Raw genomic sequence first — 16,486 nt, 5'->3', positions numbered from 1 at the left:
CTGAGGGCGCGGGCGGAATACGCCTGCGGTGGCCCCGAGACGGGTGGGACGCCACCTGGGACCCAGGTCGGGTGAGCAGGGTTTCGACAGCACGCAGCGTCACTGCTCCACAGAAGATGAGCCAGAGCCCGTTCTCATGGACAAAGCCACATGGCGGTGACTCGGGGCCGGGCCGATCTCGTGCTGCCCGTCAATCCAGGTAAGGCTCGAAGTCCCAGTAGGGGCGGGTGCGCTGGCGGGCGGAGACGGTGTGCGGGTGCTGGGCGCCCAGAGTGCGGGTGAGCCCGAGCAGAGCGTCCTCCTCCAGCTTTCCCGCCTCCTCGCGTTCACGGCCGGCCCGCAGGTCCGCGGCGAGCGCCACCTGGCAGGAGAGGGTGAGCGGGTGCTCCTGCCCGAGCGTGTGCCGGGCCCGGCGCAGGGTGTCCCGGCTCAGCTCGACGGCGTCGGCGATCCGGCCGTTCAGGTTGCAGGCGCTGGCCGCGTTGAGGGCGCAGCCGAGGACCCAGGGGTGGTCGGCACCGAGGGTGGCGGTGAGGCCCACGAAGGACGTCTCGAGCGTCGACATGGCCTCGACGCGTTCACCGGCGACCTGCATGACGAGCCCGGAGTTGGAGAGCATGCCGGTGGCTACAGGGTGGGAGGGTCCGAGGAGGGCTCGGTAGCCGGCCTCGGCCTCGTCGATCAGCTCCCGTGCCTGCGAGAGATCGCCGTGTTCCCGCAGGTAGCTGCCGTAGTTGGTGATGAGGGCCAGGGTGCGGTAGTGCTCGCGGCCGTGCACCTCGGCTACCTGGTCGAGGAGACTTGCCATCTCGGGCCCCACGTCCTGCCTCTGGCCGCCTTCGCGACGGCGGCACATGACCAGCAGTCCGCGGGCCGACAGGGTCTGCGGATGCCGTGGGCCCAGCACCTGAACATGGAGGCGGGCCACCGGCTCCTGGCGGGCGAGCGCATCGCGGTAACGGCCCAGTAGGCGCAGGTCGTTGGTAAGGGCGTTGCCCGAACGGAGGGTGTCCATGTGCCTCGCACGCAAGACGCTCTCCTGGCGGGCAAGAGTCTCCAGATCGAGTTCGCACGCCTCGGCGTACCTGCCGAGAAGTCGCAGACCGACACCGAGGTCGTGCTGGGCGGCCATCGTGGTGAGCTCATCCAGGCCGAGCAGCCGTCGCATGCCATCGAGGACCTCACGCTGAATCTCATGGGCCTCCTGGTACCGCCCCAGGAGACGGAGGCTGTTGGCCATGGCTCCCTCGGTGTTGAACTCGCCGAGCTCGTTGCGCTGGTCGGCGGCCCTCAGCCTCTGCAAGACGCCGCGGTCGTGGTCGTACGCCTCACGGAACCGGCCGCTCGCCCGCATGATGTTGCTCTCCTGCATGGTCAGGTCGAGCATGGGCGGGTCCAGCGGGTCCATGGTCCGGGACCAGCGGTCACGGACGCGAGGGGCGAGGTCCAGGCCACTCTGGTACTCCCCGCTGCGGAAGCAGTAGCGCAGGCAGTTCAGGACGGTCTCCTGGACCCGGGGCTGGGCGCTGCTCAGCGCGCCCGAGGGCTCCAGGTGGGGCAGCAGCTCCGCGTACCGGGGCCAGTTACGGCTGTCGAGGGGGTTGCCAGGGTCGGCATGGGCCAGCAGGGTGCGGACTGCCTGGCGGTGCACAACTCGGCTGTCCTCACTGGTCAGCTTGGAGACGATGTCGTGGACCAGCCGGTGTATGTGCACCGACTCCTGGTACGGGCCCATCTCGGCGCCATCCGGTCCGCGGGTTTCGCGGGTAAGCACCGAGTAGTTGACCAGCGCGTCCAGTGCCAGGGTCCAGGCTCGCGAGTCGGTGGCCATCCATCGCAGTTCCTCGGGGAGTTCGGCCTGTGGGCAGGAACGGATGAGACCGAGGGGAATGCAGCCCGGCGCGAAGGCCGTGCACAGGCTGAGGACATCGACGGCCTGGGGCTGGACGCGGCTGAGCTGGTTGAGCAGTACCGACCAGGATGTCATGGACGACTGCGGGAATCCGTCGCCGGCGGCGGGAGCGTCGACCGTGGAAAGCCCACGCTCTCGGACCATGCGCAGGTACTCGGGCGCTTCCATGCCCGACCCGCCGAGCCAGCCGGCGGCTTGCACCAGCGGCAGTGGGATGTCTTCGCACTCGGCCGCCACCTCGTCGGCCTGCTCGGCGGTGATGTGCGGGGCTCGGCGCATCAGATAGGCGGTGGACTCAACACGATGGAAGGCCGGAACATCCAAGATGTCGGTATCTTTGCTCCAGGCCCGGTTACGCGAGGTGATCAGGACGTGGCCGGGGCCCTGTGGAAGCAGCGCGTTGATGCCATCGGTGTCTTCCCAACCATCGAAGATCAGCAGCCAGTTGGCGTACGGCTCCCCGCGCCGCAGTGCGTTGCGGACCGCGCGGATGCGCTCGCCCAGCTCGCTGCCGATCCGCAGGCCGAGTCCCACGGCGAGTTCGCCGAGCCGGTCGCGCAGGATGTTGCGGTCCTCGGAGTTGACCCACCACACCAGGTCGTAGTCCGTACTGAAGCGGTACGCGTACTCGGCTGCCAGCTGGGTCTTTCCGATGCCGGACATGCCCAACAGGGTGCAGACCGCAGCACCACGCTCGGCGTCGGCAAGCCGCTGGTGGAGGGTGGTGAGCAGGTCGTCGCGGCCGGTGAACCGCGGGTTCCGGCGCGGGACCTCGCCCCAGATCTCGCAGCGGGTCTCGGGGTAGCGGGCTCGGCCCGCGGACGGCCTCGGGACGCGCTGGCGCTCCAGGCCGAGTCGGCTCAGCAGGCGCTCCTCGGCGGCCTCCTCGCTCAGTCCCCACAGGCTGGCCGGTTCCAGGACTGCGGTGGCCGGGAGCAGGGGCCGGTTGGTGAGGTTGACGGCGGCAAAGCGGTCGGCGTGTGCGGCGATGAAGCCGCTCAGCGCTTCGTTCCAATCACCCGCGGGGCGCGGGCCGAGGCTGAAGAACCAGTCATCGAGGACCAGCAGCACCTGCCCGCCGGACAGCAGCAGGTCACCGAGAGAGTCATCCAACGACGCCTCACGCGGAGGGTCCCAGCGCTGAAGCGCTGCCCGGTGGCCGTGGCGCTCCAGGCACTGCGCGATCCACGCCGCCCAGGCCTGGTGATGACCGGCGTAGACGATCAAGACACTCGCGGCCGCGCCCGCAGGGCTCGGACGCGTGCGGTGGGGGGTGAACGCGACAGTGTGGTCGAATGCCTTCCTGACCAATGTCCTCACATGTGTGGGCTCGAAATCGTGCGGTGGGGACGGGGCGGCCGGCTTGGGGTCTTCGGCGCGTTCACGATAGGCCCTGTTGCGGGCAAGGATCAGCTGGCCTGCGGTGTTTCGGGTGCGGCGCTGCGGACGGGGTCGCTGCTTGGCTCTGAGAGACGCTGCGACTTCGTTGTAGATGGTGTCGAGGCTGAGGTGGGGCCCTTCGCCCGTGATCCCGTGCTGGAGGGTGGTGAGAAGTTCGGCTGTGAATGCGGTGTGGCGTTCACCGGGTATGGCCAGTGCGGTCTTGGTCTCACCGGCAGCGGCGATCACATAGGTACCTTCGATCGCCGCCTCGTCGGCCAACGCTGTCGCGGGGTCGCTGCTGCCCATCCGGCCCAGAGCGCGTCCGCTGTAACAGCAGTCCAGGACGACGACGTGCCGCTCGGCGCGGGTTCTGGCCATCTCCTCGCCGATCACTCCGTATGGGACGGCGGTGTATGAGGCTCTCTGTTGGTCCGAGCCTGTCAGCGCAAGATGGAGTTCCGCAGCCTGCCGGGCGAGCAACCCGTGTCCGGCGTAGTACACCAGGAGTGTGTCTGTGGCTTCTGTGGCAGCGTGAACGATCGGGTCGATCATCTGCGCCGGAGTGTCCGGATCAGCGACGACGACGCAGTTCTGTGCGGGTAAACCCAGCACGTCTGGAGAGCACAAGACCTCAGCGAGCGCTTCGAGGTTGGCGGCGACTGCGGGAAGGTTCTGCAGTGAGCCGGTGTAGTGGCTGGTCCCGATGAGCACCGCACGGGATGCGGTGGGGTTGGGAACGGCGTTCACTCCTCGAGCGCCCTGAGAACTCGGGCGACGGCGTCCGGGTCGCCACCGTCAAGGGTGATCCTCACACCATCACGCTCGACGGACAGTGAGCAGGGCTGCCTGCGGGTGCCGCGCCAGGCGGCGTAGGCGAGGCCGAAGTTCAAGATCTGAAAATTAGTGTCGATCACTAGCTTCACGACATCGAGAGCTCCCCCCATCTCGCCCTCACCTGCGGCTGAAGCCTCCATGGAGATCACCGCATGGCGACGGATGTCTGGCTCGTCTTGCAGCCATTGATAGAAGGAAAGGAGGTCCTCTTCCGCGTCGTCCGCGCTAATCCAAATCACACTAGACACGAGCCCCCCTCTTCACGGCCGACGATTGGCAAGATAGCGCATATCCGGACAGCTTATGGGCCGTATGAGGGGCATCTTGCGGGGATACCGGCGACGCGTTGGGCATCAACCTGCAGTTGACGGAGCAAGGAGAGGGTGAGGTCGGCGATCCGCAGTACAGCGAGCACATGCCGCGGATGGACCAGTTCAAGCATCTGCAGCCAGGTGGTCATGGGAGGTACCCTCGGTCGATGGCCGACGGCCGATACCGCCAGCGCATGACCTCGATGAAGCACGGTCCTGGGGGTTTCCTGCGATCCCGTACAGGCCGCAACGGGCGTCGCCAGTGTTCCCGTCATGGTGGTGAACCGAACCGAACCCGGGCGCATACGACGACGCGACGAACCCCCCGTGCTCAGCCGAGACCGAGGCTACTGAGCGCGGTGGTCCAGTCGGTGACGATGGCGTGCTGAGCGGCGGCCAGGGAGACCTTGCCGTTGCAGACCGCGGTGTGGAGCTTCGTCTCCACCGGGTCCTTCTTGTTGTTCACACCCGCTCCCGGCCTGTGGCCGGGGTCCGCGGGCTCCACCCACAAGTTGCGGTAGTCGTTGGGATCGCCTCCGAGCTGAAGACTGATCAGGTGGTCGTACTCCGCGTCCCCGAGGCGGCCGGTGTAGCCGTAGGAGGCGGCGTTCAGCGCTTTCTCCTTGCGGGTGATGGACTCCGGCGGCCGGATGTCCCCGGTGTAGCCGCCCTTGCGGCAGATCGTCGACTTCAGATTCGTCTGGGTGACAGCCGGGGAGATCGCGCCCGGCGTGCACTTGGGGTCCTCCAGCGGCTCCCCGTTCTCGTATCGGTAGTGGCAGCTGCCCGCCGGCGGCTGCTGCTGCACCGTGTATGTCGTCTGCGGCCCGGCACCCACCGCGATGCCCTGCCCCGACGAAGCTGTGGGCGTGGCGGCACCCGACGGCCCGGCCGCTGGACTCCCGTTCTTCCCGGATCCCTCCGAGCCGGAGAGCGAACCGGACGAACAGCCCGCCAGCAGCAGGCAGGAGAGCAGCACCGACGGCACGGCGCGGCGGATGGAACCCATGACGACCTCTCACGATGGCGTGACACCCGGGCATATACTCCCCCACCCGAGTACCGTCCTACCACGCAGGGCCGGGCGCGAAAGCGCAGGTGCGTATCGGGTGCGGAGAGCCGATCCGACGAGATGTCCCGCGAGGGCCGTCTCCTACGCCTGAGGCGACCGCTGTGCCATGCCTTCAGGAGACGTGCTTGCTGCGAAGAATGCAGGAACGCGTGCCTGTGATCGGACCTCGAAGATCCGAAACCTACGCCCTGGCGTGGATCACAAAGGGGTGGCGATCCCGAACACACAGCGGAGTTGAGCCATGTCGTACCGGTCCCCGCTCGGTCGCTGATGCTTCTGGTGGAAGTAGACCTGTTGCTCAGCGGGCACACACGGGACCGTCGTTTCGTTGTTGGTGCCGGTCACAAACTCTGGTCTGCTCGCCGGCCAGAGCATCGATCACCCAGCCCCCACCGATCCAGGCCCTGACCGAAAGCTCCGCAAGGACCTGTACTGCACCGCACACAACTCGCGCTCCACACCGGTCTCGTTCGATGCGGCCAGGGCGCCACCAGCAGGTCACGCCGGAGTCGAGGCGTCTTCTGGGCAGGTACTTCCCCGGGATCACCCCATACCGCCCAGTAAGTGGTTCAAACGGCTATAGGATCCCGCTGCACTTGCTCCACATCAAGAGGGGGTTTCCTTTGCGCGCACGTCTTGCTGCCTCGGTCGTCGCTGTTGCCCTGGCCGGTGTCTTCTTCAGCGCACCGACTGCTTCGGCGGCGACTCTGCCGTCCACCAACACAGCCCACCACTGCATCCACCACACCACCGGGGTGTGCGGCTGGACGCACCATCAAAGGCCGAAGGACAAGTACGAGACGGCGGAGTGCAAGGACGCTTCCCTGTCGTACTCGCGGCACTCCCAGGGCACCTGCTCGCACCACCACGGCGTGAGGTACTGGTTCAAGTAGACCGCCTCAACGCAGGTCGCCTCCTCCGCGCCCAGAGAAGGCGACCTGCCTGGACTCACCGGGCGCAGCAGATCACGACATCATCCGGCACCAGCTTTTCACTGTCACCGAGGCGTGCGACGTCGCGGAAGAGGTGTGAGCCACGAGGACATTTGGAAGCCCGAGGCCTCGCCCTAGCCGAGCGGTTCGCCAGAGACGACCCCCGACGGGGTACGGGATTTCGGGTTGCCCGGGAGAAACGCAGCCGCGCCGCTCGACCCCCATGCCGATCGTGATCGCTGGTGCGGCAACGTGATCCGCCCTTGCCATCGAGATCAGGGGTGCCCAAACAGCGGTCGGCTCGTCGTTGTAACGGAGCGCATGTCGCGCGCCCGCGTCCTACCAATCGGTTAGATCCATCAGCACGTCACAGTGCGGGTCCTCTTCAGCCGACCTTATGTACTGCTCTTCCCCCAGCAGGGAAGGAATCGAACCGACCAGCGCTGTCAGTGGACCGGTAAGACTGATGTCCACCCCTGTGATCCCGGGGCGGGCGTCGGAGTGAACGTACAGGCGCATCACCCCCTGCTCGCGCATCAGGAAGCCGATCAGGAACGGTTCCTCCTCGTCCGCGGGCGGCGGTGCGGCCAGCGACCGCAGAACCGCGAGCGCCAGGTCCCCCTCCAGCTCCTCGAAGGCGCCGATCTTCTCGGGACGCAGCCGGATGAGCGTCATTCCCATGACCTCGTCCACATCGCTGCTGCTGTAGAACTGAGGGCCCGACAGCACCGACCGCAAGAACGCCGACACCATCCCGGGTGCCACTGCGCTCACGGGGATCTCGTAGATGAAGCTCATGCCCGTCTCATCATCCCCGGCCCGCACCGCAACCCTTGCCGCACCTGCCACCGGCAAAACGCCGAGCAGGCGGCATCCCTCCGACAGCGGGGCGTTCAGGTAGTACGCGAGCGCGCGGCAGACGTCTGCCTGGTAGTCGCGGTCTTCGGGATCTGTCATCTGTTCATCCAGTCGGGGCACTTGTTGCGGGGCTGGTTGTGGCAGAACGCGTTGAAGACGCCGATCTTCTGTCCTCGGCCGGCGTCATACCGACCGTCCTTGGTTTTCTGCGTGTACTGGACGTAGACGGTGTATTTGACCTGACGCGGACGCGGACCGGTCTCGAAAGCGACGCCATCGTATTCCAGACGTCCGTGATGGTCGTCATGGTCCACATTTCCCTGAATGGCGTCGTTGATGATCTCACACGTGCGGATGTTGTGACGCGAGTAGAAGTGGTACCAGCCGAGTTCGGAGTTCCCCCTCCGGGTGACAACGTGCCTCCCATCCGGGTCGGTCTGCTGGCACTTGACTCTCTTGTCCCACGGATGCGGATCAGCGGGAAACGGACGTTTCGAGGCGGCATGAGCACTGCCGGACAGCATGGTGGCCACAGCCACAGCGGCGGCCGCGATCGCGGTGATCTTCCTCAAGTTGTACCCCCTGTGTTGATCACGTCAGAGAAGGCGGACGGGGCGGTCAACTCCCGTATGGCTCCATCGTGTTGACGGAATACAAGCAGCTTCGACGCACAGATTGCATCCCACTTTGATCGCTTTCAGCCAAGGATGGGCAGGCGGCGTCTGGACAGCGACCGACGAGCAGCCAAGGATGGGCAGGCGGCGTCTGGACAGCGACCGACGAGCAGCCATCAGGCGCAGCAACATCCCGCTCGCCGGTGACACCAGGGCCCTTGATGGCGAATGGAAGCGGCACTGCAGGGAGCGGTGCCGTACCTGGCTGGCTCGCCGCCCGCAACAACACCCTGCCGGCGCCGCTGCCACGCTGTGCGAGATCCTGCAGGAGTGGGACAGCACCCGGCCCGGCTGCATCTCAGGGAGCGCGCCCTGATCGCGGTCTCCGCCGCCTCCAACCGGTCCAAGGCCGACCGGGACCCGAGCACCTGGCTGCCCCCGTACGCCGGCTACTGGTGCACCTACCTCACCAAGTGGGTCGCGACAAAACCCGCTACCAGCTCACCATCGACCCCACCGAGCAGACCGCCCTCGCCGAACGCCTCGCCGCCTGCCCCGACCAGCCCATCACCGTCACCCTCGCCCGGTAGACGGACGTCGACCGGGGCCGCCCCATTGGGCAGCGCAGGCGGGCAGCTGTGGGGGCTGACCTGGGCTGACATGCGATAGGGGGATGCGTGAGCGTACGGGAGTCTCTCGTCGACCGGTGGTCGGAAGCCGTGTGGTGGGACTACGTGATCACCCTTGTGCTGCTGTCGGGGCATGTGGCCGCAGTGCGGGCCACAGGACGAGGCGACTGGCTGGCCTGGATCGATTCCGAACCGCGTGTCTCCCTGTACGGGACCGCTGCCGGGGTCGTCTCCGCCATCGGCGGGTTGAGCTCGATTGCGATCTCCATCTACCTGTCCAGCAACGGCGAACGCATCCGTGCGGTGCGCCGGCACTATCAGCAGGAGTTGCGTCGCAACTGGAAGGCCCTGCTGACCGCCACCGCACTCATCTGCATGGGGTGCCTCGCCGCCCAGGGCCTGGACAACAAGGCCGATACGCATTCGGCGCGCTATCTCTTCGAGGCGGTCATGGCGCTGGCCGTGGTGAGGTTCCTGCGCATGCTCTGGCTCCTCGACAACATGATGACGGTCAACGACCGCGACCAGAGCGAGCCCCCTGCCCAGCCGGCTCCACGGTTCGATCCCGGATGGCGCCGACACCGGCGCAGCCCGTCGGCGTGAGCGGCCGGGTACGAGCGGCTCTCGATTCAGTAGCTCAAGTCCAGGCAGTCGATGTCCTGGATCTCAACGTCCGAGAGTTCCAGGACACGGCCTCCGCCGTCTTGAAAGTAGATCTCCTTGAACCCGTCGGCGATGATCTGCCGCATGCGGAGCGGCATGTGGTGATCCTGGATTGCTGTTACAGCGGTCGGGCGCTCGGCCGGATGAGCGGGGGACAGGGTTGGCGGATCATGCTGTGGTGGAGGGCAGTTTCTTGCTGGCCGCCGCGGCCGAGACCCGCACGGCCAGCGCGCAGCGGCGGCAGGGGGAGGCGCTGGCGTCATCCTGCTGATACTCCTGGTGCTGGCCCTCCTGGGCGGCGGGGGCACCCACTCCAAGGGAACCCCCGGCAAGACGCCTCCGGCCAGCTCGCACACCGCCCACCACTTACCCCGGTAGCCAGACCTCAGGGCCCCGGACGACACACCGTCCGGGGCCCTGTCGCGTATCGACCCTGCGGGCTGCAGAACGCCCTGTCCAAGAACCGATCGGCTGAACAAGCCAGGGACGCCGCGTTGTCTGGCATCCCTGTCGGTCGTGTTCATGAAGGGGAAGGGTGCTCAGCTGGCGTCGGCCTGAGAACAGAGCCGGGCAGCGCGGGCGCGGACGTCTGCGGCCTGTTCGGCGGCGTCGGGCCGACCATCTTCGGCGGCGATGCGCTCCAACAGTGCGGCCTTGCGGTCGTAGACCGCGGCCCGTTCGGCGGGGCCGGCGTCGTGTGAGGTCAGGTGCTGGATGGCGGCCAGGACCTGGTGCCCATGCGTTTGTGCGGCAAGTGTTCACGCGTCCGAGTTCCGCAGTGTGCCGTGTCAGTGCCCGGCCGCATCATGGTCGTGAGGCCGGGGACCATTGGGGAGGGGCCCAGTGCAGTTGACTGCCGATCACGCCGAGTGGGGGCGGCTGGACGTCACCTTGGACGACCTGGGCTGTGGCAGATCGTGGGAGGAGATCCACCGGGTGCGTGGTGTGGAGCTGACGTGCCCGGAGTGCGGCAGCCAGGTCCACGCCCGTCTCTCCAAGCTGGACACCCGGCACTTCTACCACCGCACCAAGCCGGCGTCGTGCTCGCTGGCGAACGAGTCGCTGGAGCATCACCTGCTCAAGTTGGAGCTGGTGACCTGTGCGCGTGCCGCGGGCTTCCGGGCCGAACTGGAGGTCGCCGCACCCACTGGAGAATGGCGGGCGGATGTGATGGTCTTCAGCCCGGACGGTGCCCGGTTGATGGCGCTGGAGGCGCAGCTGTCGCCCATCACCGTGGAGGACATCGCGGCACGCACCGGTCTGTACGAGCGGGACGGGGTGCGGGTGTGCTGGTTCGGCTTCCGGCCGCGCCCCTGGGTGGGTGCCGTGCCCACGCTCCTGGTTCAGGCTCCCGAGGAACGCGGGCAGGAGTGGATGGTGACCGCCGGCCTGGCTCGCTTATCCACGCGGCCAATGCGCTGGTCGCCGGTCGGTACATCGCTGAGCGACGCGGTGTCGTGGATGCTGACAGGCCGGATCGTGCCGCACGAGCCCCTGTCCAGCGCCCGACGGGTCACCGACGAAGGCAACTGGTACGAGTGGGCAGAGGGCTGGACCAGGTCCTGGAACGACGTGTGGCGTCTGTGGTGGACGGCCCCCGCCTACGCGGCCTTGGAAGCCGAGTGCGCCCGGGAAGAGGCGGAGGCCAGGCGCCGGCGGCAGGCGGAGGAGAAGGACGCGGCGCGGCGGCAGGCGACCGAGGAGAAGGAGAAGGCCAGGAAGAAGGCGGCCAAGGACCACGCGTATGCCGCGTTCTGGGGTCGCACGGGCCTGAACCAGCAGCAGTGGAGGTACTTCCGGGCCATTGCCGAGCTGTTCTTCGACCGGAACCTGATCTTCGGCGCGCCGGATTCCCGGTACGGCGACGGCAGGCCGGTCTATGAACGCGGCGGTCCCGATGGCAAGCAGTGGACGCTGGTCGGAGTCGCCTGTCCGGACCCGAGCCGGCTGAGGGCCTGGGCGGAAGAACTGGCCCTGCTGGTCCCCTCCCACAGCGAACTCGACACCCTCGCCGGCCGGGCGTGGGCGCCGTTCCAGGTCTACGTCCTCAACCCGGACACTGGCGAGATGGACCAGGAACGCGTGCTGCCGACGACCGCCACCCCGTAGCCCGACGCCCCTCTGGAGGGCTGACGCCGATGTTCCTCAACCCCTGTTCATGAACCGATCGGTTCTTGAACAGCGGGACGTGAACGTCGACATGCACGCCTGGGAGCGGCTTTCATTGTCCAAAAAGGGTGTTCAATAATTCGGAGCGTCCAACAACGTGTCAGGGCCCTTTTCTGTACGGTGCAGAGCATGACGACGACTCCTGCAGAGTGGGCGGACGCCGACAGCGCTCTGGATGCCCTCCCCGCCAACCCATCCGGTGCCCGGGTCGGATACGCACGCGTGTCCACGAAGGGGCAGCTGCTTGATCGACAGATCGCGGCACTGACCGCGGCCGGCTGCGCGCGGGTCTTCGCCGACAAGAAGTCGGGCAAGAACGCGGAACGCGAGGAACTGTGGAAGTGCCTCGACTACCTGCGACCCGGCGACACCCTCGTGGTGCCTTCCCTTGATCGTCTCGGCCGCTCGATCCAAGACCTGATCGCCATCGTGTCCGGCCTGCGCAAGCGGGACATCGGCTTCCAGTCGCTCCACGAAGCGCTCGACACCACCACCCCAGGCGGGAGGTTGGTGTTCCACGTGTTCGCGGCGCTGGCGGAGTTCATCCGCGAGCTCATCGTGCAGGGCACACACGAGGGCCTAGAGGCGGCCCGCGCCCGTGGGGAGCGCATCGGGCGGCCGCCGGCGATGACCGCCGAGCAGATCCGCCACGCCCGGGCCCTCCTCGCACAGCCGGATAACACGGTGACCTCGATCGCGAAGCTCCTCGGGGTCTCCCGCACAACCCTGTACAAGTACGTGCCCGAACTGGCGACGGGGCGCGACTCCCTAGTAGGGAACGAGCCTCACCCGGGATTGCCGGCGCCACGCTAACGGTGATTGATGTCTACATGTGAGGGTTGCCGCCTCATCCAAGACGTGCCTTCGAAATGGGCAAGTCCGACAAATCATCATCTACATATGCAGACCGTGTAAAGATCGCTTTATGGAGCGCTTGGCAAGCAGCACAGAGTGGGCGCTGGTTGGCACGAACATCGCAGTGGCGGTAGGCACGATCGGAGTCGCGGCCACTGCCGGATGGGTCGCCATTCGCGACAGTCGGCAACGGGATGTCGAACGGCAGGAGCGCGAGGCAGCGCAGGCCCGGCTGGTCACCTCTCAATGGGTCTACGCCCCCGCAGTACCTGCCAAGAGTCAGCCCGAACGACTCGAATTTCGGGTCTTCAATGGAAGCGGCATGCCGGTGCTGCAGGTCAAAGTCGCGGCGTTGCAGTACAGGAAGCAAGGGGGCTCAGGAAGCATCACCCCCGTACCCCGCGACTATCCGACCAGCGACACCGTCCAGCCTGGCGATACCTGGTCATGGAAGGTTCCCAAGGATCTGCGTGATCTCATGCGTGAGTCGCTTCAGCAGGGTGAGCTACCAGTAGCTACCTTCGTGATCACGGATGTATCAGGGCTCCGGTGGGTGCGCACAGACAACCGCGAACTAGTACGCGTCTCTGCGCTCGCTGAAGAGCCCACCACAGGGCTGATGACTCGGCTACGCAAAGCATTTCGCCTACCGCGCGCATAGGTGCTGGTGGCGCGGCATGTAGGCCGGATCCCTCCGTCACGGGTCGCCGACGGGGCAGAGTCCGTGAGGGGCGCCAGCCGAGCTGGCGCCCCTCACCGCATCCGACAGGCCCGGGTACGTCACGCCCGCGGGTCGGGGTCGGGCGTCTGGTCGTCCTTCCGCCCCTGGGTGAACCACAGAATCCGAACCATCTCCGTCGCCGCTCGGCGCCGTGCCGGCTTCTTCGCGTACACCGCAGTGAGCGACAGCAGGACGATCAGCAGCAGGTAGAGCAACGCGACCGCGAGCAGGGCCCATACGAGCAACGGAACCCGGGCGAGGAACGGCAGAAACGCCGTCACGGCGACCCCCATCAAGTGCCAGAGCAATCTCCGCACTGACGGGGCGGCTTACCGCAGCAGACAGCGCCCGATCCGGCGATCTTGGATCGTCGGCCGGTTCACCCTCCGGCGGAGCAGTCTTGGGCGGAGGGGTCCGTCGCTGCGTACTCTCCGGCGGTCATGAGCCGCCAGCCGGGCGGTCCCGGTCGAGAGCTGCTTCAAGGGTGCCATACCGCGGCGTGAAACTTCGGCGACCGTGGCAGTGCGCCTCAGCGATAACTGTGACGCCGTAGGAGCCTACCGGGGCCCGAGTCTCTGAGGTCGTGTCACGTCCTCGGCATCCCCTGCAGAGGTGCCGTTGGACATGCTCGACCCATTGCAGGAACTCGGCCACTTCTCCTATCTGCGGTTCGCCTCCGTGTACCGGGCGTTCGACTCGCTTGAGGACTTCGAGACTGCCCCCGAGCCGGGGCTTGCGGGGCCAACACCTCGGTGGCCCACGGTTCCACTGCCCAGTTCACGCGTGGCTCCGTCACGCTCAGACAAGGAAGTGAAATGTCTGCACCCACGCCTCCCCCTGGGGAGCCGCAGCCTCAGGGCCCCGCGGTCTGGCCGCTGCTGATCCTGGTCTTGGCGCTCGTGTTCCTGATCGTCTTCGTCGGGCTCGCCTACCTGACGTGGAGCCATCCGTCCCTGGGCACGCCTCTGGGAACGGCGTTCATGGGCGTGTCCCTGCTCGTTACGCTCGCCATCGCCTTGGCCCGGCGATAGCACTGTGAGCGGTCGCCCTGGTCGACTCCGGCGTCAGGCGATCGAGTGAGGCGCCTCGTCGGCGCGGCCGCCAGCTCCGAGGGTTCGCCGCGGGGCCGGGACCGCGGCCGTGTGGGTGCCGAGTACGCCGCGGGCCCGCAGCTCGTCCAGGTCGGGGAGACGGACTCCGAGGAGGGAGTCGAGCAGGTCGGCCTGGGCGGCACGGATGCTGTGCGAGGCCTGGGGGCCGGCGCCAAGGATGCGGCGGGCTGTCACGCGGTCATCGTAGGCGGCGCTTCAACTGCTTCAGCATGTAGCCCAGATATGGGGAGGTTATCCGGGAACCATGACAGGCGGGCCGCGGCGGTCGCCCCGGGAGGACGGGCACCGCAACCGGCGGCGGGCGGGGGAGTGTCTCAAGAGGATGTGACCGCACATCTGCCCCGGCGCCAAACGGAGCGGCGCGGCCTGCGCCTGTGGCCGGTCGGCCCCGTCCTCGCCCTCACCTTCACCGCGGCCATCCTGGTGGCCGCCGCCGTGTTCTACACCGGATGGGACCTGCTCAGCGCCCGGGGACTCAAGCCCGAGCACCGCATCGACTCCAAGACCCTGTTCGACCTGGTCAAGCTGTCCTTCGGCGTGGTCGCCGGAGCCGGCGCCTTGGTCGCCCTGGTGGTCGCCTACCGGCGCCAGCGCGTCGACGAGGACGGCGCCCTGCGCGAAGCCACCCGCCTGCACACCGAACGCTCCACCACCGCCGTCGGCCAACTCGGCGACGGCTCCCCCGCCGTGCGCCTGGGCGGGGTGCACGCCCTGGCCGGCCTCGCCGACGACGCCCCCACCCGCCCCCTGCGCCAGACCTGCATCGACGTCCTGTGCGCCTACCTCCGCCTGCCCTACACCGCCGAACCCGACCTGCCGGCGGACGACGCGGAAGCCCGGCACGCCTACCTGTCCCTGCGGGAAGTCCGGCACACCGTCATCCGCCTCATCCGCGACCACCTCCGCCTTGCCCCCGACGACCCGCACTCCTGGCAGGGCCACGACTTCGACCTCACAGAGGTCACGTTCGACGGCGGAGACCTCACCGGCGCGCAGTTCTCCGGCGGCACCGTCGACTTCACCGGCGCAGTGTTCTCCGGCGGCACGGTCCACTTCGACGGCGCGCGGTTCTCCGGCGGCACGGTCAACTTCAACCTTGCGGAGTTCTCCGGCGGCACGGTCGCCTTCAGCGAGGCGGTGTTCTCCGGCGGCACGGTCAACTTCGACCGTGCGGTGTTCTCCGGCGGCACGGTCAACTTCGGCCATGCGGAGTTCTCCGGCGGCACGGTCAACTTCGAACGTGCAGTGTTCTCCGGCGGCACGGTCGGCTGGGTGGGCGCGAAGTTCTGCGGCGGCACGGTCGGCTGGGTGGGCGCGAAGTTCTCCGGCAGCACGGTCAACTTCCACCTTGCAGACTTCTCCGGCGGCACGGTCAACTTCAACCTTGCAGAGTTCTCCGGCGGCACGGTCGGGGGTTTCGCGGAGTTCTCCGGCGGCACGGTCGTGTGGTGTGACGCGAGGTTCTCCGGCGGCACGGTCGACTGGGTCGCCGCGGTGTTCTCCGGCAGCATGGTCCGCTTCGACCGTGCGGTGTTCTTCGGCGGCACGGTCCACTTCGACCGTGCGCAGTTCTCCGGCGGCACGGTCCACTTCGACCGTGCGCAGTTCTTTGGCGACACGGTCCACTTCGACGACGCGCGGTTCTCCGGCAGCACGGTCGCCTTCAGCGATGCGGACGGTGGGGCGCCCACTGGCCTGGTCCCGCCGAACGGGTCACCCTTGCCGACCGGGCTCACCCTGCCTCGTGCGTGGTACCCCGCCTCAGTCTGAGAAGGCTTGTCCGGGGCTCATGAGGCTGGCGGGATCCGGTGCTTCACCGCGTCCCCGGCCGGTGAGGCAGCTTTCATGGCGGAGCACCAGGTAACAGTGGCCAACCCGGACGATCCGAACACCGCGCTGACCGCCGTCCGCACCGCGGCCGCCAGGCCACGGCGCGCTGGGCTGCGGCTGCGGCCTCACCGGACGAGGTGGTGGAGTTCGTCGCCCGGCAGATGAACGTGCCTGCCGCCGACTTCGAGTCCTACCAGTGGACCGGTAGCACGATCGAGTACCACCGTGCCCAGATCCGCGAGCACCTGGGCTTTCGGGTGTGCTCGGTGCAGGACGCGGAGAAGCTGACGGCCTGGCTGGCCGGCAACGTCGCGCACGCCGAGCGGAACGCGGACCGGCTGCGCGAGGAGCTGTTGAAGCGGTGCCGGGAGGAGTTCATCGAGCCGCCGGCGCCGGACCGGATCACGCGAATGGTCCGCTCCGCCCTGCTCCGAAAGTGCGGGCCAGAGTGTGAGGCGCCACCCGGCGGGAGAGCGCACTCCTTGGGGGGAAAGCCCGAGCGAATCGTGGTTGACGTCACGCAACAGCGTCGGCAAGTTCTTTGCCGGTAGACCTGCCCCCCAGGACCGAGAGGTGAGCACCCCCACTTAC

At 67.5% G+C, this 16,486-nt stretch carries 17 protein-coding genes and 1 pseudogene; 8 read left to right on the top strand and 10 right to left on the bottom strand.

The genetic code is table 11. The annotated features are described in order from the left end of the window. Positions 1-190 precede the first annotated feature (190 nt). The 5 genes from fxsT to ACIF83_RS36235 all read right to left on the bottom strand — a co-directional run bounded on the left by fxsT (position 191) and on the right by ACIF83_RS36235 (position 6,014). A complete protein-coding gene (fxsT, locus tag ACIF83_RS36255) occupies positions 191-4,006 on the bottom strand; it encodes an FxSxx-COOH system tetratricopeptide repeat protein (protein ID WP_399733570.1) in 3,816 nt (1,271 codons plus the stop codon). A gap of 32 nt (positions 4,007-4,038) precedes the next feature. Then, positions 4,039-4,377, bottom strand: a complete 339-nt coding sequence (locus tag ACIF83_RS36250; protein ID WP_399733492.1) for a hypothetical protein — start codon at positions 4,375-4,377, stop codon at positions 4,039-4,041. A gap of 394 nt (positions 4,378-4,771) precedes the next feature. Beyond that, positions 4,772-5,449: a hypothetical protein gene (locus tag ACIF83_RS36245; RefSeq protein ID WP_399733489.1), complete on the bottom strand. Its 678-nt coding sequence runs from the start codon at positions 5,447-5,449 to the stop codon at positions 4,772-4,774. Positions 5,450-5,710: 261 nt separating this feature from the next. Continuing rightward, positions 5,711-5,887 (bottom strand): nucleotidyltransferase domain-containing protein, encoded by a 177-nt coding sequence (locus tag ACIF83_RS36240; protein ID WP_399733486.1) that lies wholly within the window; start codon positions 5,885-5,887, stop codon positions 5,711-5,713. Further along, positions 5,811-6,014 carry a nucleotidyltransferase domain-containing protein gene (locus ACIF83_RS36235; protein WP_399733567.1) on the bottom strand — a complete coding sequence of 68 codons (204 nt, stop codon included), beginning with the start codon at positions 6,012-6,014 and terminating at the stop codon, positions 5,811-5,813. The genes ACIF83_RS36240 and ACIF83_RS36235 overlap by 77 nt, the downstream gene beginning before the upstream one ends. A 121-nt stretch (positions 6,015-6,135) precedes the next feature. Here ACIF83_RS36235 and ACIF83_RS36230 point away from each other — a divergent pair, with 121 nt between their 5' ends. After that, entirely contained in the window at positions 6,136-6,405 is a 270-nt protein-coding gene (locus ACIF83_RS36230) for a DUF3761 domain-containing protein (RefSeq protein WP_399733483.1), read from the top strand. Positions 6,406-6,783: 378 nt separating this feature from the next. Here ACIF83_RS36230 and ACIF83_RS36225 read toward each other — a convergent pair whose 3' ends face one another. Continuing rightward, complete coding sequence (locus tag ACIF83_RS36225) at positions 6,784-7,401, bottom strand: hypothetical protein (protein WP_399733480.1); 618 nt, start codon at positions 7,399-7,401, stop codon at positions 6,784-6,786. Beyond that, positions 7,398-7,874: a hypothetical protein gene (locus ACIF83_RS36220; RefSeq protein WP_399733478.1), complete on the bottom strand. Its 477-nt coding sequence runs from the start codon at positions 7,872-7,874 to the stop codon at positions 7,398-7,400. The genes ACIF83_RS36225 and ACIF83_RS36220 overlap by 4 nt, the downstream gene beginning before the upstream one ends. 776 nt (positions 7,875-8,650) lie before the next feature. On the opposite strand from ACIF83_RS36220, the gene ACIF83_RS36215 reads away from it, so the two are divergent. Next, positions 8,651-9,148 (top strand): hypothetical protein, encoded by a 498-nt coding sequence (locus ACIF83_RS36215; RefSeq protein ID WP_399733476.1) that lies wholly within the window; start codon positions 8,651-8,653, stop codon positions 9,146-9,148. A gap of 26 nt (positions 9,149-9,174) precedes the next feature. Here the strand turns inward: ACIF83_RS36215 and ACIF83_RS36210 are convergent, their stop codons facing one another. Beyond that, complete coding sequence (locus tag ACIF83_RS36210) at positions 9,175-9,306, bottom strand: hypothetical protein (protein WP_399733473.1); 132 nt, start codon at positions 9,304-9,306, stop codon at positions 9,175-9,177. A 745-nt stretch (positions 9,307-10,051) separates the two neighbouring features. Between ACIF83_RS36210 and ACIF83_RS36205 the strand changes: the two genes are divergently transcribed. The 3 genes from ACIF83_RS36205 to ACIF83_RS36195 all read left to right on the top strand — a co-directional run bounded on the left by ACIF83_RS36205 (position 10,052) and on the right by ACIF83_RS36195 (position 12,893). Continuing rightward, positions 10,052-11,317 carry a competence protein CoiA family protein gene (locus ACIF83_RS36205; protein ID WP_399733470.1) on the top strand — a complete coding sequence of 422 codons (1,266 nt, stop codon included), beginning with the start codon at positions 10,052-10,054 and terminating at the stop codon, positions 11,315-11,317. Between the two features lie 189 nt (positions 11,318-11,506). Continuing rightward, a complete protein-coding gene (locus tag ACIF83_RS36200) occupies positions 11,507-12,190 on the top strand; it encodes a recombinase family protein (RefSeq protein WP_399733467.1) in 684 nt (227 codons plus the stop codon). 112 nt (positions 12,191-12,302) lie between these two features. Then, entirely contained in the window at positions 12,303-12,893 is a 591-nt protein-coding gene (locus ACIF83_RS36195) for a hypothetical protein (RefSeq protein WP_399733464.1), read from the top strand. Positions 12,894-13,012: 119 nt separating this feature from the next. On the opposite strand, the gene ACIF83_RS36190 is transcribed toward ACIF83_RS36195, so the two are convergent. Further along, a complete protein-coding gene (locus tag ACIF83_RS36190; RefSeq protein WP_399733461.1) occupies positions 13,013-13,234 on the bottom strand; it encodes a hypothetical protein in 222 nt (73 codons plus the stop codon). Between the two features lie 534 nt (positions 13,235-13,768). Here ACIF83_RS36190 and ACIF83_RS36185 point away from each other — a divergent pair. Continuing rightward, the gene (locus ACIF83_RS36185; protein WP_399733458.1) at positions 13,769-13,984 is read left to right on the top strand and encodes a hypothetical protein; all 216 of its coding nucleotides are present in this window, start codon (positions 13,769-13,771) and stop codon (positions 13,982-13,984) included. A gap of 33 nt (positions 13,985-14,017) precedes the next feature. Here the strand turns inward: ACIF83_RS36185 and ACIF83_RS36180 are convergent, their stop codons facing one another. Then, positions 14,018-14,239 carry a hypothetical protein gene (locus tag ACIF83_RS36180; protein WP_399733455.1) on the bottom strand — a complete coding sequence of 74 codons (222 nt, stop codon included), beginning with the start codon at positions 14,237-14,239 and terminating at the stop codon, positions 14,018-14,020. A 150-nt stretch (positions 14,240-14,389) separates the two neighbouring features. Here ACIF83_RS36180 and ACIF83_RS36175 point away from each other — a divergent pair, with 150 nt between their 5' ends. Both ACIF83_RS36175 and ACIF83_RS36170 read left to right on the top strand, forming a co-directional pair. Further along, complete coding sequence (locus ACIF83_RS36175) at positions 14,390-15,835, top strand: pentapeptide repeat-containing protein (RefSeq protein ID WP_399733452.1); 1,446 nt, start codon at positions 14,390-14,392, stop codon at positions 15,833-15,835. 188 nt (positions 15,836-16,023) lie between these two features. Further along, a pseudogene (locus ACIF83_RS36170) lies at positions 16,024-16,446 on the top strand (DUF4158 domain-containing protein); the annotation flags it as partial. Between the last annotated feature and the right edge of the window lie 40 nt (positions 16,447-16,486).

It is taken from the genome of Streptomyces sp. NPDC085866 (assembly GCF_044541035.1).
In the GTDB taxonomy this organism is placed as follows: Bacteria; Actinomycetota; Actinomycetes; order Streptomycetales; family Streptomycetaceae; genus Streptomyces.
The sequence above is the reverse complement of the archived record's forward strand: the minus strand, read 5'-3'. Positions and strand labels throughout refer to the sequence as shown.